Source organism: Klebsiella scottii (genome assembly GCF_036561945.1).
Classification (GTDB): Bacteria; Pseudomonadota; Gammaproteobacteria; order Enterobacterales; family Enterobacteriaceae; genus Klebsiella; species Klebsiella scottii.
Window position 1 is genome coordinate 460,913 of the sequence record NZ_JARXNI010000020.1, and the last position, 26,935, is coordinate 487,847.

A 26,935-nucleotide genomic window follows, 5' to 3' on the forward strand; every position below is an offset into this window, starting at 1 on the left:
TGAGAGTCTACGGGCCGCGATGGCAGACATCGCGGCCCGCCTGAGGTGGATGATGAGTATTAAAGCGGTAATTTTTGACATGGACGGCGTGCTTATTGATTCGGAAGGCCTGTGGCGCCAGGCGCAGATGGAGGCCCTGGCCTCTCTGGGCGCGACGGTTAGCGTGGCGGAGTGTGAAACCTTGACCAAAGGCAAGCGGCTGGACGACATTGCGCGCACCTGGTGCCGCCATTGTCAGCTCAGCGTCGCGCCTCAGCGCCTGCAGCAGATGATCCTGCGGCGGGTGACCGGGCTGATTATCGCCAGGGGCGAGGCGATGGACGGCGTCAATGAAGCCCTGGCCCATTTCCGCCACTGCGGCTACAAGATTGCGCTGGCGACCTCCTCATCCCATCAGGTTATTGCCGCCGTGCTCGATAAACTCGCCCTGCGCCCCTGGTTCGACGTGATATCCAGCGCCGATGACGAAGCGTGGGGCAAGCCGCACCCGGCGGTCTACCTCTCGACCCTGCGCAAGCTCAATCTCCGCGCGGACCAGTGTCTGGTTATCGAAGATAGCGCCAGCGGCTTTCAGGCCGCCCGGGCCGCGGGCATCCCGACGATAGCGGTGACCGAAGATTGCCAGCATCAGCAGTTCCACGGCGCCGTCGCCCGCCATCATTCGCTAACCGAGCTGCTGCTGTCGCGCGCTGAAAGCGTCAAGGCGGCCGGATAGCCACGTACCGATGAGCGCAGAAACCCTGGGGATGTAACGGTCGGTTTATCTCTTTTCTGCGCTCATTTTCACACCTTTCCCTGGCGATCGCCCATCTGCGTCACAAGATTGCGCTCATGCGGCATGGTCTGAGCCGCGAAACCCTGGAGGCCGCGGATTATTTCAGCAGCGCGCAGTCCGGCGGCAGCCGGCAGCGCAGGGCGCCGGGCAGAATTTCCATGCGGAAGGTTTTGCCGCTTAGCGGCTCGCCGTCGAGGTTAAAGGTCATCTCGTGGGCGGCGGTAATTTCAAACCAGGACGAAACGCCGTCCACCAGGTTAGGGGAGTTGTCGGGATTGGCCAGCGTACTGAACAGCGCCGGCAGCAGCTCCTGACCGGTAAAGATGCGCAGATGCAGCAGCCCGTCGTTAATTAACGCCTGCGGGCACAGCTGCTGGCCTCCGCCCGCCTGGCGTCCGTTGCCGATGCCGATCACCAGCGCGTCCCCTTGCCAGGAGAAGTTCTCCCCGCGGATTTCACAGCGGTCGGGTTTGAGGGTATCCATGCGCATCAGGCCGTGGATCAGGTAGGAGACGCCGCCCAGCGCGGCCTTGAGCTTTTCCGGCGTTTCGGTGGTGATCCGGGTGCCGAAGCCGCCGGTGGCCATATTAATAAAGCCGGTTTTATCGTTGACCCGCGCGACGTCTATCGCGATATCGCGCCCGACGATCGCCAGCTTGAGGGCGCTGGCGAGGTCCAGCGGGATCCCGACGCTGGTAGCGAAGTCGTTGGCGGTACCGAGCGGCAGGATCCCCAGCGCCGCCTTGCTGCCACGCTGGACCAGCGCGGTGGCGACTTCATTAATGGTGCCGTCGCCGCCGCCGGCAATCACCGTGCCGACGTTAAGCCGTTCGGCCTCATCGACGAAGCGCCCGGCGTCGCCTTTTTCCCAGGTGACGCGGACGTGGATATCGACGCCCTCTTCGCGTAACAGATTTATCGCTTCGCGCAGCTGCGGCTCATTAGCGCCTTTGCCATTCAGAATCAGTAAGCTGGCCGGAAACGTTGACATGATGGTTGCCTCATTGCACAAGATGCAGAAAGTGTACCGCATGAAGAGAAGGATGGATATTTCGTAAATTATCGGCCCGGGGGGCGTGGATATCGGGCTATTGATAACCGCGCCCCCCTTTTTCTGCAATGGTAGCTCAACCGGCGCGCTATTCGTCCTGTGATACGCTGCGCGGGAGTGTCAGAATTGCGCGGGTAAATTTGACCATTGATACAGTAAGGAAAAGAGGATGTCCCGTAACACATTCACCTACGTAACGAATTCCTGCATGGCGGTATTTTGTCTGGCTTTCTCCCTGCAGGCTCTCTCCGCGCAGGTGACGGAGAAGAGCATTTCCGGCGGGGAACAGTTTACCGTTACGCTGCAGGATATCCCGGGCACCGGCTACAAGTGGATGCTACGTTCCTTACCCGCGCAGGTCATGCTGGTCGCCGAGAATTACCGCCAGCCCGCCAGCTGCGGTAAGCGAGCCACGGGCTGCCCGGTGGAAAGAACCTTTACCTTCAAAGGTGTTCAGCAGGGGGGCGGAAATATTAACTTCGTCTATGGCCGCCCCTGGCTGAATATCACAGAGAAAGCGACCACCGTACGGGTCAGCGTAAGGTCAAATGCCCCTGCGCGGTAATTCGGCATTACGCTATTACTTCGCATCTTATTCGCGCACGGTTTTTAAACTGTGCGCTTTATGTTAATTGTCTTTTCAAAAAGGCTTCTTCATATTAACAATCTGCCCCTGCGAGCGTCATTATTGAAACAAAGGGCAAAAAAATTTCTCTATATATCGTGTGGTTTTAGTTTGGTTGTTCTTTACCAGGAGATTATCTGCGTAATTTGAATAACCCGGTCCATAGAGAGATATTATGAAACAGAACCAACAAGCTGAACCTTCACGTCGTACCATTCTGAAGCAGACGTTAGCGCTTTCCGCGCTGTCCATCACCGGGCTGGCGGCCTTATCGGTACCGACGATCTCTTTTGCCGCGTCTCTGAGCAAAGAGGAACGCGACGGTATGACGCCGGATGCGGTAATTGAACATTTTAAACAGGGTAATCTGCGTTTCCGGGAAAACCGCCCGCTTAAGCACGATTATCTGCAGCAAAAGCGCAGCAGCCTGGCGGGGCAGTTCCCGGCGGCGGTGATCCTCAGCTGTATCGACTCGCGCGCGCCGGCAGAAATTATTCTGGATGCGGGGATCGGTGAAACCTTTAACTCTCGGGTAGCGGGTAATATCAGCAACCGCGATATGTTAGGTAGCATGGAGTTTGCCTGCGCCGTCGCCGGTGCGAAGCTGGTGCTGGTGATGGGGCATACCCGCTGCGGCGCCGTCCGCGGGGCCATCGATAATGCCGAATTAGGTAACCTGACCGGCTTACTCGATGAAATTAAACCGGCCATCGCAAAAACCGAGTACAGCGGTGAACGTCAAGGCAGTAATTACGACTTTGTTGATGCCGTGGCGCGGAAAAACGTCGAGCTGACAATCGAAAATATTCGGAAAAATAGTCCGGTGCTGAGAAAGCTGGAAGAACAAAGGAAAATCAAAATTGTTGGCAGCATGTATCATCTTGCCGGCGGGGAGGTCGACTTCTTCGAAGTATGAGCCGGGTAACCCGGATGCGGCCTGGAGATAAGTATTCATAGCGCATAATCGGCAGGGAAGAGGGCGCAAAAATCGCCCTCTTCCCTGATAGCGCCTCTGGTGGGGAACGATCAGAAGCGGAGGTCAACGCCGAGCATTACCGTTCTGCCGGGATCTGGCATGCTGATAACCGCTCCGGGCTGGATATCATAGCGATCTGTGACATTATTAACCGCGGCAAAAAAGGTCGCATTTTTATTTAAAATATATTCTCCATACAAATCAATTTGGTACCCGGAAGGTATTTCGATAACCGGGTTGGCTGCTGTCCCCTCAAGCCATCCCGCAGGGTTTGTTTTCGCCGAGTGATATCTGTATCTGATGCCAGCATCGACGGTTTCATTGCGGAATTTTTTCCCCAGATTCACAGAGATATTTTGTTTGGCGGGAATTCTGGTGGGCGTTAATCCCCAGGCGAAGCCCATGTTATTGCAGCTGCTGGTGTTATATTTTTGCGCATAGTAGTTTGAGCACACCGCCGTTTTGCTATACAAGGTTGCGGAAATGGCAGAGTAGAACAGTTCGCTGTTGTATTTAAGCGAAAAGTCAATTCCGGATAAATCGAGCTTATCATAATTCATAAACGTGAAGTTATCCTGCCATGCCGGCATTCCCGCGGTTTTATCCTTTAATCCGGGAGAGATAAAGTTATTGGTCCTGTTGTTAAACCAGGAGAGGGAGAGGTCGAGAGCATCCTCCGCGGATAATAAAGCCGGGCGATGTATCTTAACCCCAACTTCTTTTTGCAGGGAGACTTCTGGCGCGATCGGGTCCGCCGGGTTATAGCTGAAAATCTCATTCGATACCGTGGTTTCATACAGGCTCGGCATTCTGTAGTTTCTGGCTGCTTTCACAAACACGGTTGTGCCTGGGGTCAGCGCATAGCTTATTTCGGAACTCAGGTCTGCTTTAGCCTGATATTTTACGCTTTGATTGGTCTGAAAATCGTTGGCTGCGGAATTATGATAATTAATACCCAGATTGACCTGGAGCGGACCACTCTCAATCATCCCGTTGACGAAAAGGGCATTTTCCCTTCTCTCGCCATGCCGCGAGGTGGGATAGGCGGTAAACCGGGTCAGACCGTCAGATTTTGGCGCCAGCTTTTCTTTTTGCGTTGACGACCCGTAGCGGAGCGTGAGCATGTTTAACTGGCTTTCATTGACAATGGCTATACCATTTTTATTGTTGCTATAGGCATGCAGATATTGTTGCGCATTGGTCCCCAATGCCCACAGGCCGTTATATTGCTTTAAGTTCGTATCGGTTATCCAGTAGTTCAGATTTAAGTTAATCAGCCTGTTGTTAACGGGGGTATAGGTATATCCGGCACTGTAGGCATTAACAATCGCGCTGCCAGGTTTCCATTGTGGCATGGATTCCACGCCCGCAGGCAGGGGCTCGAAGTCAATGTCATTGGCGTTTTTATACCAGTAGGCAGCCAACGTTTCACCGGCCTGCTGACGATGGTTGCGGTACGCAAGGTTGAAGTGATGATCATCATTCGCGTTGATCGCAAGCTTATAAATAAATGACTCGCTTTCAAAGTAGGTGTTTACGACCTCTTCATTTTTAAATACCACCGGATCGTTGAATTTTTTAAAGCCATTTTTCCCTGAAAAATAGTTCCCGGTAGATCTTTTACTATAGGCAAGCACGGTATCAACCGTATCATCTCTGAAGCCAAAGGCAAGCGTGGCGGAGCCATTTCTAAAATCATACCCGCGGGGCTTGTCCGTCAGCTGATAATAGCTCTGCTCCGCATAATCATCAGGGATATCAGGCTTTTTATTATTGTTGAACGTTCTTAGCTTAAGAAGTAAGCCGTAGCTATTGCCGGGATTGATAATATCCTCCGTGGAGAGGGTTTTTATATTTATTACCCCACCGATGGCGCCGGATGAAAAGGCATTGTTATTCTGTGAGGCCCCTTTGCTAATGGTGATATTGCTGATTAAATCAGGGTCGATATACGTTCTGTCGCTGGTTCCCTGATAGCCTCTTGACGTGTGGGTCGACTGCAGCGAGCCGTCAATAAACACCGGAACACGGCCTTCTCCCTGCAGTCCCCTGATTCCTGGATCAATCGCACCCGCCTCATTTCTCATATTATTTGACTGGATATATGTTTCAGAGGAAAAAATATCTGCATTCGCAATCCCTCTGAATCTGTTTAAATCAGATCCGGAGAGGGTATTTTCAGCGGTCCCTGTAGATGAAACAACCATAATTTCTTCATTGTCATTTTTTCCCTCTGCAAGCGTCGAACCTGTAAAAACCGACGTCGATAAGGTGAGGATTAAGGCGCGTTTTCCCATGAAATTTCCTTATTTTTTAAAAAGATATCGAAAATCCAACAATGTTAGTGATGAAAAACCAGTAGATGGTTAATTACCGGTTTAAAACACTAAAAAAATAAAGAATTGCAGTTTATGCCTCTAATTAAACAAATGCAAATAGTTATCATTATCATTTAATTGAGGTGGTTATAATTATCTGTCTAATGAATGATGGATAAAAAGCATGTCACTCCTGGGCCAGCGGGAGAGCGCCGTTCCGGTCAGAGCGGCTGATGGCGACAACATATTGATGGCCGCGCCTGAACGGAGGTTTTGTCGCCCAGGAGGAACCAAAGCAGCGGGAAAGGCGGGGAATTGTTTTTAATATCAGGGGAACGATCGCGGATGGGTCTCCGCTGTAAAGAGGGCACCTGGTAAAGCAAAGCCGGTATCCAGGCATGGACAGCATGCGGACGTAGATAGGTTAATAATAAAAAAATAAGCCCGCGTAAGGGAGATTACGCAGGCTAAGGAGGTGGTTCCTGGTACAGCTAGCATTTATGGGTTATGTTTTTCAGCGAAATGGATGATACCGGCTTTAAGCGAAACGGTATGTGATCCGTTTCTAATATCCGTGCATCCTGAAAAAATAACCCTGGTAAACTAGCTGCCGTGCGGGTTTCTGGTGCTCTGGCCGGCAAAGTTGCGCATCAGCAGGGCGTACTGCAGCACCATATCTTCCGGTACCGGCAGCCAGACCGTGTAGCCATCGCCGGGGGCGACCGGCATCACTTCGCCTTTGGCATTTTCCATATGCTCGAGGGTGAAGTTGACGTTGCCCTGCGGCGTCATCAGCTCAAGGCTGTCGCCGAGGGTGAATTTGTTCTTCACCGCCACCGCCGCCAGCTGGCCGTTACGTTCGCCGGTAAACTCCCCGACAAACTGCTGGCGCTCTGAGAGAGAGTAGCCGTACTCGTAGTTCTGATAATCATCATGGGTATGGCGGCGCAGGAAGCCTTCGGTATAGCCGCGGTGGGCCAGCCCTTCGAGGGTTTCCAGCAGGCTTTCGTCAAACGGTTTGCCGGCGGCGGCGTCGTCGATCGCCTTGCGGTAGACCTGGGCGGTACGGGCGCAGTAGTAGAAGGACTTGGTGCGGCCTTCGATTTTCAGCGAGTGCACGCCCATATTGGTCAGGCGCTCAACGTGGGCGATGGCGCGCAGATCCTTCGAGTTCATGATGTAGGTGCCGTGCTCGTCTTCGAAGGCGGTCATATATTCGCCCGGGCGCTTGGCTTCTTCAATCATAAATACCCGGTCGGTCGGCTCGCCGATCCCCAGCGTTGGCTCAACGTTCTGTACCGGGATCGGCTCATATTTGTGGACAATATTGCCGACGTCGTCCTGCTTGCCTTCCTGGACGTTATATTCCCAGCGGCAGGCGTTGGTGCAGGTCCCCTGGTTCGGATCGCGTTTGTTGATATAGCCGGAGAGCAGGCAGCGGCCGGAGTAGGCCATGCACAGCGCGCCGTGAACGAAAATTTCGAGCTCCATCTCCGGCACCTGGCTGCGGATTTCGGCAATCTCTTCCAGCGACAGCTCGCGCGAGAGAATGACCCGGCTCAGCCCCATCTGCTGCCAGAATTTTACCGTTGCCCAGTTGACGGCGTTGGCCTGTACCGAGAGATGGATCTGCATCTCGGGGAAGTTTTCCCGTACCAGCATGATTAAGCCCGGATCGGACATGATCAGCGCATCCGGCCCCATTTCCACTACCGGCTTCAAATCGCGAATGAAGGTCTTCAGCTTGGCGTTATGCGGCGCAATGTTCACCACCACGTAGAACTTTTTCCCCAGCGCATGGGCTTCGTTGATGCCGAGCTGCAGGTTTTCGTGGTTGAATTCGTTATTGCGCACGCGCAGAGAGTAGCGCGGCTGGCCGGCATAAACGGCATCTGCGCCGTATGCGAAAGCGTAACGCATATTTTTCAGCGTTCCCGCCGGGGAAAGGAGTTCCGGTTTAAACATGATTTTCTCGTTCTGATGACAGGTCAGATTCGCCGCACCTGGTGGGCGAGTTGGGGAGTGTCCCCACATTAAGGGCGGGCATTGTAGCGCCGTGGGGGAGGCAGGTAAACCCTTTCACGCCGCCAGCGCCGGGTCGGCGGGTCAATGACGGCAAATGCTCCTGCTGCGCGGACTCGTCGGCGCCATATGGGCGAGAGCGCCGGAGGCGTTTTTCGCATAAAAATTACCCGCCAGCTGGCGGGTAATCGCGCGGGCAGAACGGTATCCTGCGGCCTATGCCAGCCGGCAGGCGTCCGCCTCCCAGCGGTAGCCGACGCCGTAGACGGCGCGGATAAACGACTGCTCTGCGTCCAGCGACTCCAGCTTGCGGCGCAGGTTTTTGATATGGCTATCGATGGTTCGGTCGGTGACCACGCGATAATCATCGTAGAGATGGTTCAGCAGCTGTTCGCGCGAGAACACTTTTCCCGGCTCCTGGGAGAGGGTTTTCAGCAGGCGAAACTCGGCGGGGGTGAGATCCAGCAGCTTGTCGCGCCACGAGGCCTGAAAACGCCCTTCATCGACGATCAGCGGGCTGACGGCATCCAGCGCCTGCAGCTCCGGACGCGGCTTGCAGCGGCGAAGGATGGTTTTTACCCTCGCCACGACTTCACGCGGGCTGTAGGGCTTGCAGATATAGTCGTCGGCGCCGATCTCCAGCCCCAGCAGGCGGTCGATCTCCTCAATCTTGGCCGTCACCATCACCACCGGAACGTCGGAGAAGCGGCGAATTTCACGGCACAGCGTCAGCCCGTCGGTGCCCGGCAGCATCAGATCCAGCAGGACCAGGTGCGGCGGCGTCTGGCGAACGTAGGGCAGAACCCGATCGCCGTGATTAATCAGCGTCGGCGCATAGCCTGCGGCAAGCAGATAGTCGATCAGCAGCTGGCCGAGCTTGGGTTCATCTTCCACGATAAGAATACGCGGAGTGTTTTCATCAACAGGTAATTCAATCATACGTCTCTCGGTAAATCGCGTTCCAGAGGTAACTCTACTTTAATGCTAACCCCGCCAAAAGGCGAATGGCCGGCCCGTAAGGTGCCGCCGTGGGCGGCGACGATATTGACGCAGATAGCCAGCCCGAGGCCGGAGCCGCCGCTGGCGCGATTGCGCGAACCTTCTGCGCGGTAGAATCGTTCGCAGAGGCGCTCCAGCTGGGCATCGCTGACGCCAGGGGCGCTATCGGCGAAGTCGACGATCAGCATCCGACCGTTTTGACTGGCGCTAATCAGCAGCTTGCCGCCGCTATCGGTATAGCGAAGGCTGTTTTCCAGCAGGTTATTGAAAAGCTGCATCAGGCGGTCGCCGTCGCCAAAAATCATGGCGCTTTCCGGTAACGATACGCCGATCTCCAGCCCGCGGCTGGCGAAGCGCTCGCGGAAGGCCCCCGCCGCGACTTCCAGCAGGGTGATGATATCCACGGAGTTTTTCTGATAGGCCAGCGCGCCCTCATCCGACATCGACAGCTGGTGCAGATCGTCAACCAGCTTGGTCAGGGTGGCGACTTCCGCCTGCAGGGAGGGGATAGAGTCCGGGGTGAATTTGCGTACCCCGTCCTGAATCGCCTCCAGCTCGCCGCGCAGAACCGCCAGCGGCGTGCGCAGCTCGTGGGAAATATCCGCCATCAGATCGCGACGCATCTGCTGGTTGCGCTCAAGGGTGCTGGCAAGCTGGTTAAAGTCCTGCGCCAGGCGGCCAAGCTCATCGCCGCCGCTAGCGGTGACCCGGGTGGAGAAATCACCCGCCGCGAGGCGATGGGTTCCTTCTACCAGCCGTTTAACCGGCGCCAGCAGGCCGCGCGCCAGCGGGAAGGTCGCCAGCGCCGCAAGGATGGTCGCCAGGGCCACAATCAGCCAGCTGGTGCGCTTCTGTTGCCGATCGAAATTGATATCGGTATTGCGGGTTAAGCGCTCCACCGGCGAGGCGATGACCGCCCCTACCGGAGCGCCGTCAACGAGGATCTCGCGGCGGGTACCGTCTTCAGGCACCGGCTCCCGCGGGCCGACCAGCACGCGGCCTTTCTGATCGACCACCCAGAACATCGTTCGCCAGCCGTGCGGAGGCATATCCGGCCCGGGACCGCGGGGTCCGTTGTCCGGCGGCGGGCCTCGGTCTGGCCCGGGACCCCGCTCGCCGTCAGGCCCTGGGCCGTGGCCGGCGGGGGAGCGATCGTCGTTGTCGCGCTCAAAGGTGCGCAGCAGCTGGAAAATAAAGCGGTCGTTGTTGCGCAGGAACTTCCAGCTGCCGTGCTGGGCATACTGCTCGCTGAGGGCATCGCCAAGCATCGTCAGCCGCTGTTCGTTGCCGCGCTTAATGTAGTCGATAAAGCCGCGTTCAAAGCTGATACGCACCGCCCAGTGCATGCTGATCAGCAGCACGATGCAGGTGGCGAAGATGGCGAGAAACAGTTTGCCGGTAATGCCGGGACGCCAAAGCTTCACGGTTCACTCCTTTTGCGGCGGGCGATGACGGTATTGCCTTCGATGTCATCCGGTACGCGGGAAAAAATAAGCGCCGGCAGCGCGATAATGACCGCCATGCTCAGGTAGGTGTAGAGAAAGACCTGATGCGCGGTAGCCGCATCGGCGCTGAGGTGCTGCTGGCCGAACATCCCCAGCAGCATGCCGGCGATGGTGACGCCAATACTCATCGACAGCTGCATCACCATCGACAGCATGCTGTTGCCGCTGCTGGCCAGCGGGTCCGGCAGATCCTTCAGCGTCAGGGTATTCATCGACGAGAAGCGGCTGGAGTTGATCATGCCTTGTAAAAACAGCACCACCGGCAGCAGCCAGTACCAGCCCGCCAGCGCGACGGCCATAAACAGCAGGCTGACCAGCGCCAGGCCGATCGTCGCCACAATCAGCACCCGGCGGTAGCCAAAGCGGTTCACCACCTGCACCACGATGCGTTTCATGCCCATGCTGCCGAGCACCATCGGGATCATCATCAGGCCGGCGTGGAACGGCGTGAAGCCGAGGCCAATTTGCAGGAATACCGGCGTCATGAACGGCAGCATGCCGCTGCCGATACGCCCGGCGAAGCTGCCGCCGAGCCCGAGGGAGAAGGTGCGGTTGCGGAACAGGTCGAGGCTGAACAGCGCGCCGTCATTGCCCCGCGCGTGCCACAGATAGAGAACAACGGAGGCGATGCCGATAGCCACCAGCGCCGTCAGCAGCAGCGGAGAAATACCCAGCCCTTTTTTGCCGTCAAGAGCGAGGGTTAACGTCGCCATGCCGGTGGCCAGCAGGATAAAGCCGAGCATATCAAAGCGGCGCGTCTGCAGGGTGTAGTTCGGCATCAGCGAGAGCGTGGCGATAGCGCCGATAATGCCGACCGGAATGTTGATTAAAAAAATCCAGTGCCAGGAGGCATATTCCACCAGCACGCCGCCGAGGGCCGGACCCAGCAGCGGCCCGACCTGGCCGGGGAGGGTGACGAACGTCATCGCCGCCATATACTGCGAGCGGGGGACGATTTTCATCACCGTCAGGCGGCCTACCGGCACCATCATGGCGCCGCCGATGCCCTGCAGCACGCGGGCCAGCACCAGCTGGTCAAGGGTGTTGGCCTGGGCGCAAAACAGCGACCCGAGGGTGAACAGGATAATGGCAGTAAAAAAGATATTGCGCACTCCGACCCGATCCGCCAGCCAGCCGCTGGCGGGCAGCATAATCGCCACCGTCAGCACGTAGGAGACGATAACCATATGCATATGCAGCGGGCTCTCCCCGAGGCTTTTGGCCATCGAGGGGAGGGCGGTGTTGACGATAGTGGTATCCAGCGACTGCATAAAGAAGCCGAATGCCACTATCCATAGCTGCCAGCGCACGCTGGACGGGAGATCGGTCATGTTATTCGCTTACCGGTTGCCTGATTTTTCGGGAAAAACGCAGCCGCAGACGATCGAAGAACAGATACACCACCGGCGTGGTGTACAGCGTCAGCAGCTGGCTTACCACCAGACCGCCGACGATCGTAATCCCCAGCGGCTGGCGCAGCTCCGAGCCGTCGCCGCCGGATAGCACCAGCGGCAGCGCGCCGAACAGCGCCGCGAGGGTGGTCATCATAATGGGGCGAAAACGCAGCAGGCAGGCCTGGAAGATGGCCTCTTCCGGCGGCAGGTTGCCGTTACGCTGCGCCTCCAGCGCGAAGTCGACCATCATGATGGCGTTTTTCTTCACTATTCCAATTAATAGCATAATTCCGATCAGCGCGATGAGGCTGAACGGCGCGCCGAACAGCTCCAGCGCCAGCAGCGCGCCGACCCCCGCCGAGGGGAGGGTGGAGAGGATCGTTAACGGATGCACGTAGCTTTCGTAGAGGATCCCCAGCACGATATAGACCGTCGCAATCGCCGCCAGAATCAAAATGATCTGCGAATTCATAGTCTGCTGGAAAACCTGAGCGGTGCCGGCGAACGAGCCGCGGACGCTGGACGGCACCCCGAGCTGGGTCATGGCGCGGTTGATGGCGTCGCTGGCTTCCGACAGGGATTTACCGGTCGGCAGGTTAAAGGAGATGGTGGAGGCGGCCGAAAGCCCCTGATGGTTCACCGACAGCGGGGCGTTAGCCGGCTGCCATTTGGCGAAATAAGAGAGCGGGATCGGTTTGCCTTCGCTGTTGATAACGAACATCTTATCCAGCGCGCTGACGTCCTGGGTATAGACCGGGTCAACCTCCATCACCACCTTGTACTGGTTGAGGGGCTGGTAGATGGTGGAGATCTGCCGCTGGCCGAAAGCGTTGTTGAGCAGGCTGTTGGCGTCCTGCACGCTGATGCCGAGGCGCGACATGGTATCGCGATCGTAGAGCAGGTCCATCTCCGCGCCGTTGTCCTGCTGGTCAGAGTTGACGTCAGCCAGCTCAGGCAGCGCCGCCAGCGCTTTGCGAATTTTAGGCTCCCACTCGCGCAGCGCCGCCAGATCGTCCGACAGCAGGGTGTACTGGTAGCTGGCGTTGGCCTGACGTCCGCCGACGCGGATATCCTGCACCGCCATCAGGAACAGGTTCGCCCCCGGCTCTTTCGCCAGTTTTTTTCGCAGGCGGTCAATAATCTCCTGCGCCGTTTCATGGCGCTGGTCGCGCGATTTGAGGGTGATAAACATCATCCCGCTGTTGACCCGCGAGCCGCCGGTAAAGCCGGTGACGTTATCCACCGCCGGGTCTTCACGAATGATTTTCATAAAGTCCTGCAGCTTGCCGCGCATCGCCTGGAAAGAGATGCTCTGGTCGGCCTGAATGCCGCCCATCAGCACGCCGGTATCCTGCTCCGGGAAGAAGGTTTTCGGAATTGAGATATAGAGCCAGATGCTAAGGGCAATCGTACCCAGCAGGACGAGGCCGGTCATTCGGCTGTGCTTCAGCACCCACCTCAGCGATTTGCCGTAGCCGCCCTGAATGGCGACCAGCAGCCGGCCAAAGCCGCGGTTGCGCGTGGGCTCATGCGGCTTACCGCTTTTCAACAGCCAGCCGCACATCATCGGCGTCAGAGTTAACGACACCGCCAGCGAAATACCAATCGCCACCGACAGCGTGACCGCGAACTCGCGCAGCAGACGCCCCGGCAGGCCGCCCATCAACAGCAGCGGTAAAAACACCGCCACCAGCGACAGGCTCATCGACAGCACCGTAAAGCCCACTTCCCGGCTTCCCTGCAAAGCCGCCTGCAGCGGCTTCATCCCCGCCTCAAGGTGGCGGGAGATATTCTCCAGCACCACGATGGCGTCATCCACCACGAAGCCGGTGGCGATGGTCAGGGCCATCAGCGACAGGTTGTTGAGGCTAAAGTCGCAAAGGTACATGGCCGCAAAGGTGCCGATCAGCGATACCGGCACCGCTACCGCCGGGATCAGCGTGGCTCTGCCGGAGCGCAGGAACAGGAACACCACGAGGATCACCAGCGCGACCGAAATCACCAGCGTCTGCTCGACCTCCTCCAGCGAGGCGCGAATCGTTGGGGTGCGGTCCTGGGCGATTTGCAGATCGATCGCCGCCGGGATAGTTTTCTGTAGCTCCGGCAGGCGCGCGCGAATGCTGTCCACCGTCTGGATGATATTGGCTTCCGGCAGCTTGCGGATCATCAGCAGAATCGCCGGTTTCGCATTGGTCATCCCGGCGTTGCGTACGTCCTGCACCGAATCGCTGATGTTGGCGACGTCGCCAAGACGCACCGCCGCGCCGTTGCTATAGTGCACGATTATCGGCTGATACTCGGCGGCGGTTTTCAGCTCATCGTTGGTTTGCACCTGCCAGCGATGGCTGCTGTCCTCCAGCGCCCCCTGCGGCCTGCGCACGTTGGCGCTATCAATCGCCGTGCGCACGGCGTCCAGCGACACCCCTTGGTTAAACAGCGCCTGCGGATTGAGGTCTACGCGCACCGCGGGCAGCGAGCTGCCGCCGACGTCAACGTCGCCGACGCCGTCAATCTGGGCGATAGTTTGCGCCAGCTGGGTGGAGGCAAAATCGTACAGCTCGCCCTGGGAGTAGGTATCCGAGGTGAGCGTCAGGATCATGATCGGCGAGTCCGACGGATTGGCCTTGCGATAGGTCGGACGGCTCGGCATGCCGCTGGGCAGCAGGCTTTGCGCGGCGTTGATCGCCGCCTGGACATCGCGGGCGGCGCCGTTGATATCGCGGTCGAAGTTGAACTCCATAATAATGCGCGTGCTGCCAAGGGAGCTGGAGGAGGTCATTTCATTGACCCCGGCAATGCGCCCGAGGGAGCGCTCCAGCGGCGTCGCCACCGACGAGGCCATCGTCTCCGGCGAGGCGCCGGGCAGCGAAGCGCTGATCATAATCACCGGGAAATCCACCTGCGGCAGCGGGGCGACCGGCAGCAGGCGGAAGCCGAGAATGCCGCACAGGGTGATGGCCAGCGAAATTAAAATCGTCGCCACCGGACGGTAAATGAAGAGGGCGAAAAACTTCATTTACGCCTCCTCCTCGCGCCGTGGGAAGCGGCTTTTGAGGTACAGCGACAGGCGGTCGAACAGCAGATAGATGACAGGGGTGGTAAACAGCGTCAGCACCTGGCTTAGCATCAGGCCCCCGACCATGCCGATCCCCAGCGGACGGCGCAGCTCTGCGCCCACGCCGGTGCTCAGCATCAGCGGCAGCGCGCCGAGCAGCGCCGCCAGGGTGGTCATCAGGATGGGGCGGAAACGCAGCAGACAGGCCTGATAAATCGCCTCGCGCGGCGCCATGCCCTGTTCGCGCTCTGCGGCCAGGGCAAAGTCGATCATCATGATGGCGTTCTTCTTGACGATGCCAATCAGCAGGATGATGCCGATGATGGCAATCACGTCCAGCTCGCTGCCGGCGAGCCACAGGGCCAGCAGCGCGCCGACGCCGGCGGTCGGCAGGGTCGAGAGGATAGTGATCGGATGGATAAAGCTCTCATACAGCACGCCGAGGACGATATACATCGCCACCACCGCGGCGACGACCAGCCAGACGGTATTTCCCAGCGCCGACTGGAAGGCAAGGGTGCTGCCCTGGAACTGAGTGCGGATATCGGTCGGTAAATCCAGCGCCTGTTCGGCGGCCTGAATCGCCTCGACCGCATCGCCAAGCGAATAGCCATCCGGGACGTTAAACGAGATGGTGGTCACCGGGAACTGGTCGAGATGGTTGATCGACAGCGGGGCAAAGCGCTGCTCAACGGTGGCGATCGATTTCAGCGGCACGATGCCGCCATCGCTGCCGGTGAGGCGAATGCCGTCGAGCGCGGCGAGCCCCGGCGTGGCCTGGGTGTCATGCTCCAGCACTACCCGGTACTGGTTGGCCTGGGTATAGATGGTTGAGATCAGGCGCTGGCCAAAGGCGTTGTACAGCGCATTATCGATATCGGCCATGCTGATCCCAAGGCGGCTGGCGCTGTCGCGGTCGACGTTGATGTACGCCGCAAGGCCCTTATCCTGCCAGTCGCTGCTGACGTCGGAGAGCTGCGGTAGCGCCTGCAGGCGGGTCAACAGCTGAGGAACCCAGTTGCTGAGCGCATCCAGCGAGTTGGCCTGCAGCGTGAACTGGTACTGAGTGCGGCTGACGGTGGTATCGATGGTCAAATCCTGGGTGGGCTGCAAATAGAGCGCGATGCCGGGAATGCCGTCCACCGAGTGCTGCAGGCGAGAGATAACCGTCTGCACGCGATCGTCGCGCTCGCTCAGCGGCTTGAGGTTGATCTGCAGCCGGGCGCTGTTCAGCGCCGGGTTGGTGCCGTCGACGCCGACAAACGACGTCAGGCTCTCCACCGCCGGGTCCTTGAGGATCAGGGCGGAGACCTGCTGCTGGCGCTGCGCCATGCTGGCAAAAGAGGCCGACTGCGGGGCCTGCAGCGTGCCCTGAATAATGCCGTTGTCCTGAATCGGGAAGAAACCTTTCGGGATAAATACCCACAGCATAATCGACAGCGCCAGGGTGCCCAGCGCCACGCTGAGGGTCAGCCACGGATGGTTCAGCACCCGGCTCAGCAGGCGGCCGTAGGCGGCAATTACCCGCTCGAAGAAGCGTTCGCTGGCGCGGGAGAAGCGGTTTTGCTTACGCAGCGATTCGTGGCTCAGCATCCGGGCGCACATCATCGGCGTCAGGGTCAGCGACACCACGGCGGAGATCAGGATCGCCACCGCCAGGGTTACGGCAAATTCGCGGAACAGCCGGCCGACGATATCGCCCATAAACAGCAGCGGGATCAGCACCGCAATCAGCGAGAAGGTCAGCGAGATGATGGTAAAGCCGATCTCGCCGGCGCCCTTGAGCGCGGCGGTCAGCGGCTTTTCGCCTTTTTCGATATAGCGCGAGATGTTTTCGATAACCACGATGGCGTCATCGACGACGAAGCCAGTGGCGATGGTTAAGGCCATCAGCGTCAGGTTGTTAATCGAGAAGTCGAGAAACACCATCACCGCAAAGGTGCCCACCAGCGAGAGCGGCACGGCGACGCCGGGAATGATCGTCGCCGGGACGTTACGCAGGAACAGGTAGATGATCATCACCACCAGGGCGATCGCCAGCATCAGCTCAAACTGCGTATCGCTCACCGAGGCGCGGATGTTGTTGGTGCGGTCGGATAAGACCTGCACCTTGACCGATTTCGGCAGGCTTTCGGTCAGCTGCGGCAGCATCTGGCGCACGCTGTCGGCGGTGGCGATAATATTCGCGCCCGGCTGGCGCTGAACGTTCATGACGATCGCCCGCTGGTTGTTCGCCCACGCGCCCAGCCAGCTGTTTTCCGCGCCCTGCTCAATGGTGGCGACGTCGCCGAGGCGAATCGGCGCGCCGTTCTGATAGGCGACGATCAGGCGACGATAGTCTTCCGCCGACTGCATCTGGTCGTTAGCGGAGAGCGTTACCGCCCGCGAAGGGCCGTCGAGGCTCCCTTTCGCCGAGTTGACGTTGGCGCTGGTAATCGCGGTGCGAATGGTTTCACTGGTCAGCCCGAGGGCGGCAATCGCCTGAGCGTTGAGCTTCACGCGCACCGCCGGACGTTGACCGCCGGCGAGAGTCACCAGCCCGACGCCGGATACCTGGGAGATTTTCTGCGCCACGCGGGTCTCCACCATATCTTCCACCTGGGTCATCGGAATGGAGGAAGAGGTGACCGCGAGGGTCATGATCGGCGGATCGGCCGGGTTGACTTTACTGTACACCGGCGGATTAGGCAGGTCCGAGGGGAGCAGGTTGGTGGCCGCGTTAATAGCCGCCTGCACTTCCTGCTCGGCGACGTCCAGCGGCAGCGTCAGCTGGAACTGAAGGGTAACCACCGAGGCGCCGCCGGAGCTTTGCGACGACATCTGCTTGAGGCCGGACATCTGACCAAACTGGCGCTCCAGCGGCGCGGTGATCGATGAGGTCACCACGTCAGGGCTGGCGCCCGGATAGAGGGTAACGACCTGAATGGTCGGATAATCCACTTCCGGGAGCGCCGAGACCGGCAGGAACCGGTAGCCGATAATCCCGGCCAGCAGGATCGCCACCATCAGCAGCGTGGTGGCCACCGGACGCATGATAAAGATACGGGAAGGGCCGCCCGTACTGCTCGGCGGTAAGACTTGCATCAGGAGCGCGCTCCTTTTTTACCGTATTCGCGGCTGGTGGCTTTTTCCGGCGCGGCGGCGGAGGCGCTGTGCGGCTCGACGACTTCGACCTTCGCGCCTTCGGTCAGGCGGTCGATACCGTCGGTGACCACGCGGTCGCCGGCGGAAAGCCCGGCGTTAATGACCACCTTCAGGCTATCCTGGATACCCGGCGTGACCGTATGCTTGCTGACCTTATTGTCGGCGTTCAGCACCCACACGAAGTGGCCCTCATTGCCCATCTGCAGAGCGGCGGTAGGGATCACGACCGCATTCTGCTCGGTGTCCACCAGCATGCGGGCGTTGACGAACTGGTTCGGGAACAGCGCATCGTCCAGGTTGCTGAAGCGGGCTTTCAGCTTGATGGTGCCGGTGGTTGCATCAATCTGGTTATCAAGGCTGAGCAGCGTGCCGCTGGTGATTTTCTGCTTGTTGGTGCGGTCCCAGGCTTCAACCGGCAGGGCTTTACCCGCTTTCTGCGCCTGAACCACCGCCGCGATGTCATTTTCCGGCAGCGTGAAGACTAAATCGATCGGGTGGGTTTGCGTTAATACCACGATACCGGTGGTATCGCCGCTGGAGATCTGGTTGCCGATATCCACCTGTTTTAAGCCGACGCGCCCGTCGATGGGCGCGACGATCCGGCTCCAGTTGAGCTGCAGCTGGGCGCTGGCCACCGCGGCTTCGTCGGCTTTAATCGTGCCGTTGGTTTCGCTGACCAGCGACTGCTGGGTATCCAGCTCCTGGCGCGAAACGAGGTTGGTTTTTACCAGCTGCTGATAGCGGGCGAGGTCGCGCCTGGCGTTGGCAAGGGTCGCCCGATCTTTGGCCAACTGCCCCTGCGCCTGCGCCAGCGCCACTTTGAACTGGCTGGGGTCGATTTCAGCCAGCAGCTCGCCGGCTTTAACCTGCTGGCCTTCCTGGAAATGGATCGCCAGCAGCTGGCCGTCGACGCGGCTGCGCACGGTGACCGTATTGGCTGCGGTTACCGTGCCGAGGCCACTGAGATAGCGCGGCACCGATTCGCTGGTGGCCGTTGCGGCCTGGACCGGTGCCAGCGTCGCGCCTAAGCGGCCGTGACGACCGCCGCTCGGAGCAGGCGCACCTTGTCCGGCCGCCGCTGGAGCCGCTTCGCCCGCCGTATCACGACCCTGCCAAAACCAGTATGCGCCGCCGGCAACGATGACGACCGCCAGGGCGGTTGCCCAACGAAGTGTGTGACTGCCTTTCATTATTTTGCTATCTCATCCTGAAACGTTTCGCGAAATGATACTAGTTTAGTGAGGGAACGCCTCGCAAAAATGGAGGAATTATGAAAAGACTGTTGAGATATGTCTGGATTGACTCCATTTTTTGCGGCCGGCGAGCGGGCGTTTTCCCCTCCTGAACCCGCGATGGGAGGCTCATCGACGGAACCCCTTTGGAACTTTCCATCCGCCGGGGCATCTTCTCCACGTCGGCCCGGCGGCAACGCGCAGAGAAGATGCAGCGAATGTGCATTATTAAGCACTTGATGCACATCAAGCATCCTGCCAACTTTTAATTTAAAAAATAAAAAAGAGTTGTAACTGGCGCGGCTTTTATTCAATTTATACGACGAATGTTTTGGTGTGCTTCGATAATAAAAAATATATGCACACTGAACGCGACGGGTTCATAAATCAGGGGTAATTTTAGTGGCTAGTGCAAACAAACTCACGCTCTTCATCGTTATCTTCATGCTGATGGGGATCCTTTCCGGCGCGGCAATCCACGCCTACGCCTCCCAGACCGCCATCGTGGCATGGTCTGAGAACATCACGCTTTTCACCGATATGTTTTTACGCCTCATCAAGATGGTGATTGCGCCGTTGGTCTTCAGTACCCTGACCGTCGGCATCATGCGGCTGGGCGAAACCGCCACTATCGGCCGCGTAGGCGGTAAGGCGATGGTGTGGTTTGTCACCTCCTCGATCCTCTCCATTCTGGTGGGATTAGTGATCGTCACGCTGTGGCATCCGGGCAGCGGCCTGAATCTGACGATCCCCAAAGAGTCCGTGGACACCGGGCTGGCGGTCAGCGGGATGAGCCTGAAAGGCTTCCTGTCGCATACCATTCCGACCAGCATTACCGAAGCGATGGCCAATAACGAAATTCTGCAAATCGTGGTCTTCTCGATGTTCTTTGGCATCGCCGGGGCATCGCTGGGGGAGAAGTTTAACGCCCCGCTGGTGGCGGCGCTGAACGTGGTCTCCCACATTATGCTCAAGGTGACCGGATACGTGATGTACGTGGCCCCGCTGGCGATTTTTGCCGCTATCTCCTCGGTTATCGCCTCCCAGGGGCTGGGCATTCTGCTGAACTATGCCTCTTTTATCGGCGGCTACTACGTTGCGGTGCTGCTCACCAGCGCGGTGCTGATGGCGGTGGGCTATATGGTGCTGAAAAAAGAGGTTTTCCGCCTGCTCAATATGCTTAAGGATCCGGTGCTGGTCGCCTTTACCACCAGCAGCTCCGAAGCGGCCTATCCGAAGACGCTGGAGCGGCTGGTCAGCTTCGGCTGCTCGCGCAATATCGTCTCCTTCGTTTTGCCCATCGGTTACTCCTTTAACCTGGTCGGCTCGATGGTCTACTGCTCCTTTGCCTCTATGTTTATTGCTCAGGCATATAACATCCACCTCAGCTTCAGCGAAATTACGGTGATGATGCTGACGCTGATGCTGGCATCGAAAGGGATTGCCGGGGTGCCGCGTTCGGCTCTGGTGGTGCTGGCCGCGACGATCCCCAGCTTCAATATTCCCGTCGCCGGAATTTTGCTGCTGATGGGGATCGACCATTTCCTCGATATGGGGCGTTCCGCCATCAACGTGCTGGGCAACGGTATTGCCACGGCGATGCTGTCGAAAAATGAGGGTCAGCTGCAGGAAGAGGTGCCGGAGGCGGAGCCTCAGGGCGTTCAGGCCTGACGGTGGCATACGCGCTCTGGCCGGAGCGCGTATTTTCTTCTGCCGCGAAGGGCGCGGTGATAGAAAAAGATGCCCCTAACAGGCACGCAAGGGGCGATGTGACGAAGTAAATATTCCCCGCTAAATACATTGTTATTATTGTATAACCACGCATTGCTGCGCCTTTATACCGAGGATGCGCTGATGTTATCTGCTGTTCGTCGGGCATGAGAAGCTATTTTTCCGCGCGGCGGTTTTTTTAGGAATAGCATCCCTGCACAACCCCATAAATTCCTAATTTTTACCCTTCGGTCGCAAATATTCCCCGGCGATTACCCTCTTTCTCTTAGTAAATTCATAAACTGAAAAAAGTCATGGTTATTATTGAGGCGGTATTTTTCCATGATCTTACTTTTATGGTAGGTGGTCGTTTTGATGCTCACCTTATTGATGGCGGATGTTTTACCGATATCAAACCCATGAATAAGACCGTGGGCCACCGCGACCTGCGATCGCGATAGCGTTTGGTGCGGGCAGTGGCTGCAGATTAACCCGGGGTCCTTGAATAATTTTATCGGCGGATTTTCAACGTTCTTCAGCACTTTTTCTATTATCGTTCGCATCTGTTCGACGCTGGCTGATTTGATGGCGAAAAAGATAACGTCCCTCAGGCAGTTGACGATGCATGCCGGTTCCGGGAGGGTGTCGTAGCCGTGCAGGATAATAACCGAACTGGCGGGCTTACGATTTTTGATCAGCGTGTTGCACAGGTGGATCTCGCCGGGCAGAACGTCAGAGAAAATGATGTCCTCATGCGCCAGCGTATCGCTGCGTGAGGAGAAACTCACCCGGAGGCCGGCGCGATCCCGGGTGAGCTCGTTCACTATGTAAACCAGCGCATCCCGGATAAAGGTGTTGCGAGTGTTAAGAGCAATATTAATGGTTTTCATGGCGCGACTTCCTTTATAAGTCAACATGACGCCATTCCGCGACCGGACCTCCGGCGTAGGCGATGGTTGCTGTGTGTTATGCACAAAAATAGGGTCAACATCGGCTTATTAGCGCTGCCGCTTATTATATGGCGCGTTATTTTTAGTATTGCCGAAAGTCCGTCGGGCGTTATTTTTTACGCCCGTTGGTAAACGGAATCTTTTGTTTTCTTCGGTCCTTCAGATAGGACACCAGGCTGTAGACCGAAATACAAAGACAAAATATGCACAGCAGCAGGGCGAACCCCGTTTGCATGGTCATTATGAATATCCTTTCTCTAAGAGCCTGCCGGGGCAGGTTCTAATTGGTATATGGCGCTAAAAAATAGCTAAGTATGAATATTGCTCTACGCTGCATGCTGCGCTGCGGCCAATGCAGCGACAATTTCAGGCAGGGCGGCTATATCATTATATTTACCAGGGGCCGGTAGCCATGAACCGTGCCTGTCAGACGGTTCGATAAACGGGACACACCGGCAGCCCGCGCTTTATGGCGCAAAATCAGTGTAAGAAAATTCCTAATCAAGGCGTCAGTCTCATTTCTCTCATTTCTCTCAAAAAGCGAGAAAAAATTAACAACCCCAGAAAAATTAATAACGTAGCGGCAATAACGATGGCGCGGGAAGGGGCGTATCGGCCCACCGACCTCAGGAAAGAAACGCCAGCCCTTTGCCGAAAATGGCCCGGATGGGCAGGCTGATGCCGTGCAGCCGCGCCTTGTGCCGCAGCCGGCTGATGACCACGTCGATGCGGTGCAGCTCGGGTTCGCCTTCGTCGGTAAAGAGCCAGGCATGCAGATCGATCTTGCTGCACACTTCATTCCGGTTGCGCATCAGGATCTCCATCAGCCGGTACTCCTGCTGCGTCAGCGGAAGGATCAGCCCCGACGGCGCGACCAGCCGCTCAGCCTGCAGCGTCCACGGAGAGGTGAGCGCCGGGTCGGCTAATCGCGTCGGCGGAACAGGCGTCACCGCCTGTTGCTCCTTCAGCCGCGCGCCCAGCGCATGGATGGTGTCTGCGAGGTCGGAAAAGTTAACCGGTTTAATCAGGTAGAAGTCCGCGCCGAGGTTTAATGCCTGCAGCTTGTCCTGCTGGTGGCCCCTGGCGGTAATGACGATCAGACCAAACTGGCCAAGCTGATGCAGATACTCCAGCACGCTGAAGCCATCCTCGCCCGGCAATCCGATATCAATTAATACAATATCAACCGGGTCAGCGTGCAGCTGCCGCCAGAACGCCTCGGCGCTGCGTACGCCCCAGGCCGCAAATCCGCGGTGGCGGAGAAAGGCCAGTAGTTCATCGAGTAAATCAGCGCTATCTTCAATGATAGCCACACGTAATGTCATAACTTGACCTTTTGCTGTCCTGTCAGGGGAAGCGTTAACGCAAATTCGCAGCCGGCTGGCGTATTCGCTGCCAGCCATAAATCGCCGCCGTGGGCCTGGACAATTTGTCTCGCGACATACAGCCCAAGGCCGGTACCGGCCGGTGATGCGCCGCGCGTTTCGCCGCGTCGGTAGCGCTCAAAAATAAGCTCGATCTCCTCGACGGCAATGCCCGGGCCCTGGTCGCGGATCCTGATCTCGAAGTGCCGCTCCTTTTGCGCGATATCGATTCCAATTTCGCCGGAGGAGGCGTACTTCACCGAATTGTCGAGCAGGTTGGCCAGCGCCACGCACAGCAGGCCGCTATCAATAAAAAGCACCGGCGAGTGGTCGTCGGGCGTTACCAGACGTCCCTCCAGCCTGACCTTGAGATTGTGTTTTAGCGAGAGATCCACCACCGTCGCCGCCATCTGAATCACCGGCAGCAGCGCCGCGTCCTGTTTATCGACGGAGAGAGCGTCAGAGGAGAGCCGGGCATCAGCCAGGCAGTTATCGGTGAGCTGCACGAGGCGGGTGGTCGCCCGCTGCATCCGATCCAGCCGGGGCGCCTGCGCCTGCGTGGCGGCGCACAGGCGCAGGTTTTCCAGCGCGGCCTGGATAATCGCCAGCGGCGTTCTGAATTCATGCGCCACCATGCCCATAAACTGGCGCTGATGAAAGCTGGCTTCGCGCTCGATGCGCAGCTCCCGCGCCAGCTGCTGTTTCTGCAACAGCCTGCGGTTTTCCGCGCGAACCCGCAGCACGGCGATGATCAGTACGGTGATGATATGGACGATCAGCGCGTACTGCCAGGCGGAGTAAATCGCCTGATGATAGGGAATGATGCCGTGTATCGAGAGCAATACCAGCGCCGCCGAGGCGACGTAGACCGGCGGCAGCAGGCCAAGGAGCAGCGTATTTAAGTCGATCGCTTTGCGCCGCCACAGCATCCACGAGGTTGTCAGCAGCACCGGGGAGGCAATAAGGAAGATCCCTGCCTCAATCTGCATCGCCAGCCCGTAAAAGCCTAGCGGAATGCTGAGCTGGAGCACGACGTTCAAACCCACCGCCAGCAGCAGCAGCCGATACAGCCTGGGCATATTCTTCTTCAGGTCGAACACTTCGCCATGCAGCCACAGGGCGGTGGCGTAGCTGAGCAGCGACAGGCAGCTTATCATGTAGTCCTGAACGGGCAGCACCGCCTGGCCGAATAGCCACTCCGGGTAGCCGTGCAGCGCTGCAACCAGCGGGTAGTTGAGGGAGAAGAGGCAGATCCCCCACAGCAGGCGGCGGCGCAGCGCGATGGCCAGCCACAGGGCAATGCCGCTGGCAATAATGGCAAGGCCGAAATAGAAGCTCCAGAAGGCGGTATCGATGGTGGCGGCCTGTACGAACTCCTCGGGGGAAGAGAGGGTCGCCAGCAGGATCAGGGTGCTGCTGCTCTGGAGATGGAAAACCACCTCGTATCCCGCAGGTCCCGGGGGCGGCGGAAAAATCAGTACGCTTTCGCGATAGTCTATATCGCTCTCCCTGGCCGGAGCATGGTCGCCGAACGTCTTGCGAATCCAGGGCGTAGCGCTGCCGGCCGGGCGGTAGAAGACCGTCAGGTTATCGACAAAGGATGGGCCAACCTGCAGCCAGCGCGGCTGGCCGGCGAAGTAAGAGGCCGGTAAGGTGGCCTTGAGCCACCAGGCTTTGCGCGAGTAGCCAAAGGAGGGGATTTTGCGCAGCGGCTGCAGATCGCTCTCCGGCAGCGAGGCGAAGGTATCCACCGTCATCTGGCCGCCGGCGTCGACGAACCAGTAGAGGGGAATATCGATCCCCAGCTGGCGGGATTCAGCATGAGCCGGCGCCATCGCCTGGAGATAGCTAAATACGCCGCAGCAGACTAAAAAAAGGCACCTGAACCAGGCTACCGGCTTAGCCGTAGCAAAAATAGCGCACACGCGATCCAATCACGCCCCCTTGCGGCATTGATAACGGTATTTTAAATAGCGCGACAGTGAATAACCGGCAGCGTAAATCCGCCGGTATCCCGGGGAAAAGTGCAGAGGTTCAGACGCGAAAACATTTTGCTGACCCGACAGAGAATATTCCAGCTTTATTTCAGTTCGTCATTTCTCTTTATCATGACGGGCCGGAACCCTCGCGCCAGCGGCGCGGGCGGCCGGGTTTGCGCCATAGGGTATATCACGAATGGAAGAGGACGGGAGAGAGCATTTTGTGATAGCAGGCGCCCGGACGGGCTGAGGATATCTCTTTTTAGCCGCCGATATGTCCGCTACCGCCAGCAGAATTATTTACCGCTGTCCGTACCAGGCGCTAAGCCGCCGCATTGATAAATGATAATGTTCGATGACAGGGCGGCCGAAAGTCCGGCCGCCCGCAGCGGGGTTAGCTAAAGACCACCTGCGCCCAGCGGGCCAGACCGGCGGTGACCGAGCCAAAATCATCGCCACCGGCAACAGGAATGCCCGGCAGATGGGCCGCCAGCGCTTTCTTAATCAGCGGGGAGCGGGCGCTGCCGCCGGTCAGATAGATGACGTCCGGCGTTTCGCTGCTGCTGTCCAGCGCGAGCTGAACCTGCTCCATGATGCGCGCCAGCGGCTGATTCAGCGCGGCTTCCAGACCCTGCTGGCTGATGGCCGTCGCCAGGTCGGCGCTGATAAACGGCAGTCCGGCGGTGACGCTATCCTGCGCGGAGAGGGCAATCTTGCTCTCTTCGGCGCCGCGTACCAGGCGATAGCCGAGGCGCTGGCGCCACACCTTGGTCAGCAGCGCGACCTTCTCGCCATCGCGGGCATCGCGGACTAAATCGTTCAGCAGCCTGCCGTTGGCGCTGCTGTAGAAATCCGTTTGCGCCGGGACGTCGTTAATCGCCACCGCGTTCCACCACGGCAGAACCGGTAGGGCAATCCCCTTTTCGGTTTCGCCGCCCATGCCGAGCAGCGGCATCAGGCATTTAAAGGCGAGGGCGATATCAAGATCGTTCCCGCCGACGCGACAGCCGCTGTGTCCCAGCAGGCTTTGCTGGCGATCGGCCTTCTGACGCCACTCCGGGCCCATCAGCAGCAGCGAACAGTCGGTCGTACCGCCGCCGATATCGACAACCAGCACGCGTTTTTCCGCGCTGAGCGTGGCTTCGAAATCCAGCCCCGCAGCCACCGGCTCAAACTGAAACACCACGTCGCGGAACCCGGCGCGCTGCGCCGCGCGTTCGAGGATCCCCTGCGCCTGGGCGTTAGCCTCATCGCCGCCGAGGCCCTGAAAGTTAATCGGCCGCCCGATGACCGCCTGGTCGATGGTTTCCGCCAGCTGGGTTTGCGCCTGCTGCTTAATATGGACCATCATGGCGCAGACCAGATCTTCAAACAGCGCGACCTGCTGCGGCTTCAGGCCGCTGGCGCCGAGGAAGGATTTCGGCGATTTGACGAAGTACACTTCCTCCGGGTCATCGACGTACTGATGCAGGGAGGCGAGGCCAAACTGCACGCTGTTGTCGAGAACCTCGATATCTTCCTCGCGGTTAAAGTTCATCGCGCGGCGCAGCAGCGCCTGATTTTCATCACCGTTGGTCGGGACGCTATGATGCCGGTAGAGCCACTCGCTGACCGCTTCGCGGGTCGGCGCAGAGAGCATTGAAGGCAGCAGCTTGCTGCCGTTTTCCAGCGTTAACAGCTGCGGAGTATTATCGCGCATTACGGCAACCGAACAGTTGGCGGTTCCGTAGTCAAAACCAATAAACATGACCTGAAAATCCCCATGCCAGTGAAGAAGGGGGGCGACTTTAGCGGATTGCTGCCACGGCGACAACTGGAATTTAAAAGCAAGGTACG

General features: G+C 58.3%; 18 protein-coding genes. 4 read left to right on the forward strand and 14 right to left on the reverse strand.

The genetic code is table 11. The features are described from left to right. Nucleotides 1–52: 52 nt before the first annotated feature. Nucleotides 53–715 (forward strand): HAD family hydrolase, encoded by a 663-nt coding sequence (locus tag QFI97_RS09930; RefSeq protein ID WP_346431033.1) that lies wholly within the window; start codon nucleotides 53–55, stop codon nucleotides 713–715. 157 nt (nucleotides 716–872) lie between these two features. Here the strand turns inward: QFI97_RS09930 and yegS are convergent, their stop codons facing one another. Further along, the gene (gene yegS, locus QFI97_RS09935; protein ID WP_095100845.1) at nucleotides 873–1,766 is read right to left on the reverse strand and encodes a lipid kinase YegS; all 894 of its coding nucleotides are present in this window, start codon (nucleotides 1,764–1,766) and stop codon (nucleotides 873–875) included. 229 nt (nucleotides 1,767–1,995) lie between these two features. On the opposite strand from yegS, the gene QFI97_RS09940 reads away from it, so the two are divergent. Continuing rightward, nucleotides 1,996–2,391, forward strand: coding sequence for a protease inhibitor I42 family protein (locus tag QFI97_RS09940; protein ID WP_346431034.1), 396 nt, complete (start codon nucleotides 1,996–1,998; stop codon nucleotides 2,389–2,391). Between the two features lie 235 nt (nucleotides 2,392–2,626). Continuing rightward, nucleotides 2,627–3,367, forward strand: coding sequence for a carbonic anhydrase (locus QFI97_RS09945; RefSeq protein ID WP_346431035.1), 741 nt, complete (start codon nucleotides 2,627–2,629; stop codon nucleotides 3,365–3,367). Between the two features lie 110 nt (nucleotides 3,368–3,477). On the opposite strand, the gene QFI97_RS09950 is transcribed toward QFI97_RS09945, so the two are convergent. The 8 genes from QFI97_RS09950 to QFI97_RS09985 form a co-directional block, all read right to left on the reverse strand. Further along, a complete protein-coding gene (locus tag QFI97_RS09950; protein WP_095100853.1) occupies nucleotides 3,478–5,724 on the reverse strand; it encodes a TonB-dependent receptor domain-containing protein in 2,247 nt (748 codons plus the stop codon). Nucleotides 5,725–6,348: 624 nt separating this feature from the next. Beyond that, complete coding sequence (trhP, locus tag QFI97_RS09955) at nucleotides 6,349–7,710, reverse strand: prephenate-dependent tRNA uridine(34) hydroxylase TrhP (RefSeq protein WP_346431036.1); 1,362 nt, start codon at nucleotides 7,708–7,710, stop codon at nucleotides 6,349–6,351. Nucleotides 7,711–7,983: 273 nt separating this feature from the next. Beyond that, nucleotides 7,984–8,706 (reverse strand): envelope stress response regulator BaeR, encoded by a 723-nt coding sequence (baeR, locus tag QFI97_RS09960; protein WP_095100857.1) that lies wholly within the window; start codon nucleotides 8,704–8,706, stop codon nucleotides 7,984–7,986. Further along, the gene (gene baeS / locus QFI97_RS09965) at nucleotides 8,703–10,190 is read right to left on the reverse strand and encodes an envelope stress sensor histidine kinase BaeS (protein WP_346431037.1); all 1,488 of its coding nucleotides are present in this window, start codon (nucleotides 10,188–10,190) and stop codon (nucleotides 8,703–8,705) included. Before baeS ends, baeR begins: the two co-directional genes overlap by 4 nt. Continuing rightward, nucleotides 10,187–11,602 (reverse strand): MFS transporter, encoded by a 1,416-nt coding sequence (locus QFI97_RS09970; RefSeq protein ID WP_095100861.1) that lies wholly within the window; start codon nucleotides 11,600–11,602, stop codon nucleotides 10,187–10,189. The genes baeS and QFI97_RS09970 overlap by 4 nt, the downstream gene beginning before the upstream one ends. A gap of 1 nt (nucleotide 11,603) precedes the next feature. Next, on the reverse strand, nucleotides 11,604–14,681 hold the full coding sequence (mdtC, locus tag QFI97_RS09975) for a multidrug efflux RND transporter permease subunit MdtC (RefSeq protein ID WP_095100863.1): 3,078 nt from the start codon (nucleotides 14,679–14,681) through the stop codon (nucleotides 11,604–11,606). After that, nucleotides 14,682–17,804, reverse strand: a complete 3,123-nt coding sequence (locus QFI97_RS09980; protein ID WP_346431038.1) for an MdtB/MuxB family multidrug efflux RND transporter permease subunit — start codon at nucleotides 17,802–17,804, stop codon at nucleotides 14,682–14,684. Continuing rightward, nucleotides 17,804–19,054, reverse strand: coding sequence for an MdtA/MuxA family multidrug efflux RND transporter periplasmic adaptor subunit (locus QFI97_RS09985; protein ID WP_346431039.1), 1,251 nt, complete (start codon nucleotides 19,052–19,054; stop codon nucleotides 17,804–17,806). Before QFI97_RS09985 ends, QFI97_RS09980 begins: the two co-directional genes overlap by 1 nt. Nucleotides 19,055–19,498: 444 nt before the next feature. Between QFI97_RS09985 and QFI97_RS09990 the strand changes: the two genes are divergently transcribed. Continuing rightward, entirely contained in the window at nucleotides 19,499–20,767 is a 1,269-nt protein-coding gene (locus tag QFI97_RS09990) for a dicarboxylate/amino acid:cation symporter (protein WP_095100869.1), read from the forward strand. 311 nt (nucleotides 20,768–21,078) lie between these two features. Here QFI97_RS09990 and QFI97_RS09995 read toward each other — a convergent pair whose 3' ends face one another. The 5 genes from QFI97_RS09995 to yegD all read right to left on the reverse strand — a co-directional run bounded on the left by QFI97_RS09995 (nucleotide 21,079) and on the right by yegD (nucleotide 26,846). Next, nucleotides 21,079–21,696 (reverse strand): transcriptional regulator, encoded by a 618-nt coding sequence (locus tag QFI97_RS09995; RefSeq protein WP_346431040.1) that lies wholly within the window; start codon nucleotides 21,694–21,696, stop codon nucleotides 21,079–21,081. A gap of 169 nt (nucleotides 21,697–21,865) precedes the next feature. Beyond that, complete coding sequence (locus QFI97_RS10000) at nucleotides 21,866–21,997, reverse strand: small membrane protein (protein WP_143350169.1); 132 nt, start codon at nucleotides 21,995–21,997, stop codon at nucleotides 21,866–21,868. 385 nt (nucleotides 21,998–22,382) lie between these two features. After that, the gene (locus QFI97_RS10005) at nucleotides 22,383–23,081 is read right to left on the reverse strand and encodes a response regulator transcription factor (protein WP_346431041.1); all 699 of its coding nucleotides are present in this window, start codon (nucleotides 23,079–23,081) and stop codon (nucleotides 22,383–22,385) included. Next, complete coding sequence (locus QFI97_RS10010; RefSeq protein ID WP_370525564.1) at nucleotides 23,078–25,045, reverse strand: sensor histidine kinase; 1,968 nt, start codon at nucleotides 25,043–25,045, stop codon at nucleotides 23,078–23,080. The genes QFI97_RS10005 and QFI97_RS10010 overlap by 4 nt, the downstream gene beginning before the upstream one ends. Before the next feature lie 448 nt (nucleotides 25,046–25,493). After that, complete coding sequence (gene yegD, locus QFI97_RS10015; protein WP_095100875.1) at nucleotides 25,494–26,846, reverse strand: molecular chaperone; 1,353 nt, start codon at nucleotides 26,844–26,846, stop codon at nucleotides 25,494–25,496. Nucleotides 26,847–26,935 lie beyond the last annotated feature (89 nt).

Excerpts from the sequence above, each read along its gene's own strand:
- QFI97_RS09930 (WP_346431033.1), top strand. The coding sequence starts at position 53 with ATGAGTATTAAAGCGGTAATTTTTGACATGGACGGCGTGCTTATTGAT.
- yegS (WP_095100845.1), bottom strand. The coding sequence starts at position 1,766 with ATGTCAACGTTTCCGGCCAGCTTACTGATTCTGAATGGCAAAGGCGCT.
- QFI97_RS09940 (WP_346431034.1), top strand. The coding sequence starts at position 1,996 with ATGTCCCGTAACACATTCACCTACGTAACGAATTCCTGCATGGCGGTA.
- QFI97_RS09945 (WP_346431035.1), top strand. The coding sequence starts at position 2,627 with ATGAAACAGAACCAACAAGCTGAACCTTCACGTCGTACCATTCTGAAG.
- QFI97_RS09950 (WP_095100853.1), bottom strand. The coding sequence starts at position 5,724 with ATGGGAAAACGCGCCTTAATCCTCACCTTATCGACGTCGGTTTTTACA.
- trhP (WP_346431036.1), bottom strand. The coding sequence starts at position 7,710 with ATGTTTAAACCGGAACTCCTTTCCCCGGCGGGAACGCTGAAAAATATG.
- baeR (WP_095100857.1), bottom strand. The coding sequence starts at position 8,706 with ATGATTGAATTACCTGTTGATGAAAACACTCCGCGTATTCTTATCGTG.
- QFI97_RS09970 (WP_095100861.1), bottom strand. The coding sequence starts at position 11,602 with ATGACCGATCTCCCGTCCAGCGTGCGCTGGCAGCTATGGATAGTGGCA.
- mdtC (WP_095100863.1), bottom strand. The coding sequence starts at position 14,681 with ATGAAGTTTTTCGCCCTCTTCATTTACCGTCCGGTGGCGACGATTTTA.
- QFI97_RS09980 (WP_346431038.1), bottom strand. The coding sequence starts at position 17,804 with ATGCAAGTCTTACCGCCGAGCAGTACGGGCGGCCCTTCCCGTATCTTT.
- QFI97_RS09985 (WP_346431039.1), bottom strand. The coding sequence starts at position 19,054 with ATGAAAGGCAGTCACACACTTCGTTGGGCAACCGCCCTGGCGGTCGTC.
- QFI97_RS09995 (WP_346431040.1), bottom strand. The coding sequence starts at position 21,696 with ATGAAAACCATTAATATTGCTCTTAACACTCGCAACACCTTTATCCGG.
- QFI97_RS10000 (WP_143350169.1), bottom strand. The coding sequence starts at position 21,997 with ATGACCATGCAAACGGGGTTCGCCCTGCTGCTGTGCATATTTTGTCTT.
- QFI97_RS10005 (WP_346431041.1), bottom strand. The coding sequence starts at position 23,081 with ATGACATTACGTGTGGCTATCATTGAAGATAGCGCTGATTTACTCGAT.
- yegD (WP_095100875.1), bottom strand. The coding sequence starts at position 26,846 with ATGTTTATTGGTTTTGACTACGGAACCGCCAACTGTTCGGTTGCCGTA.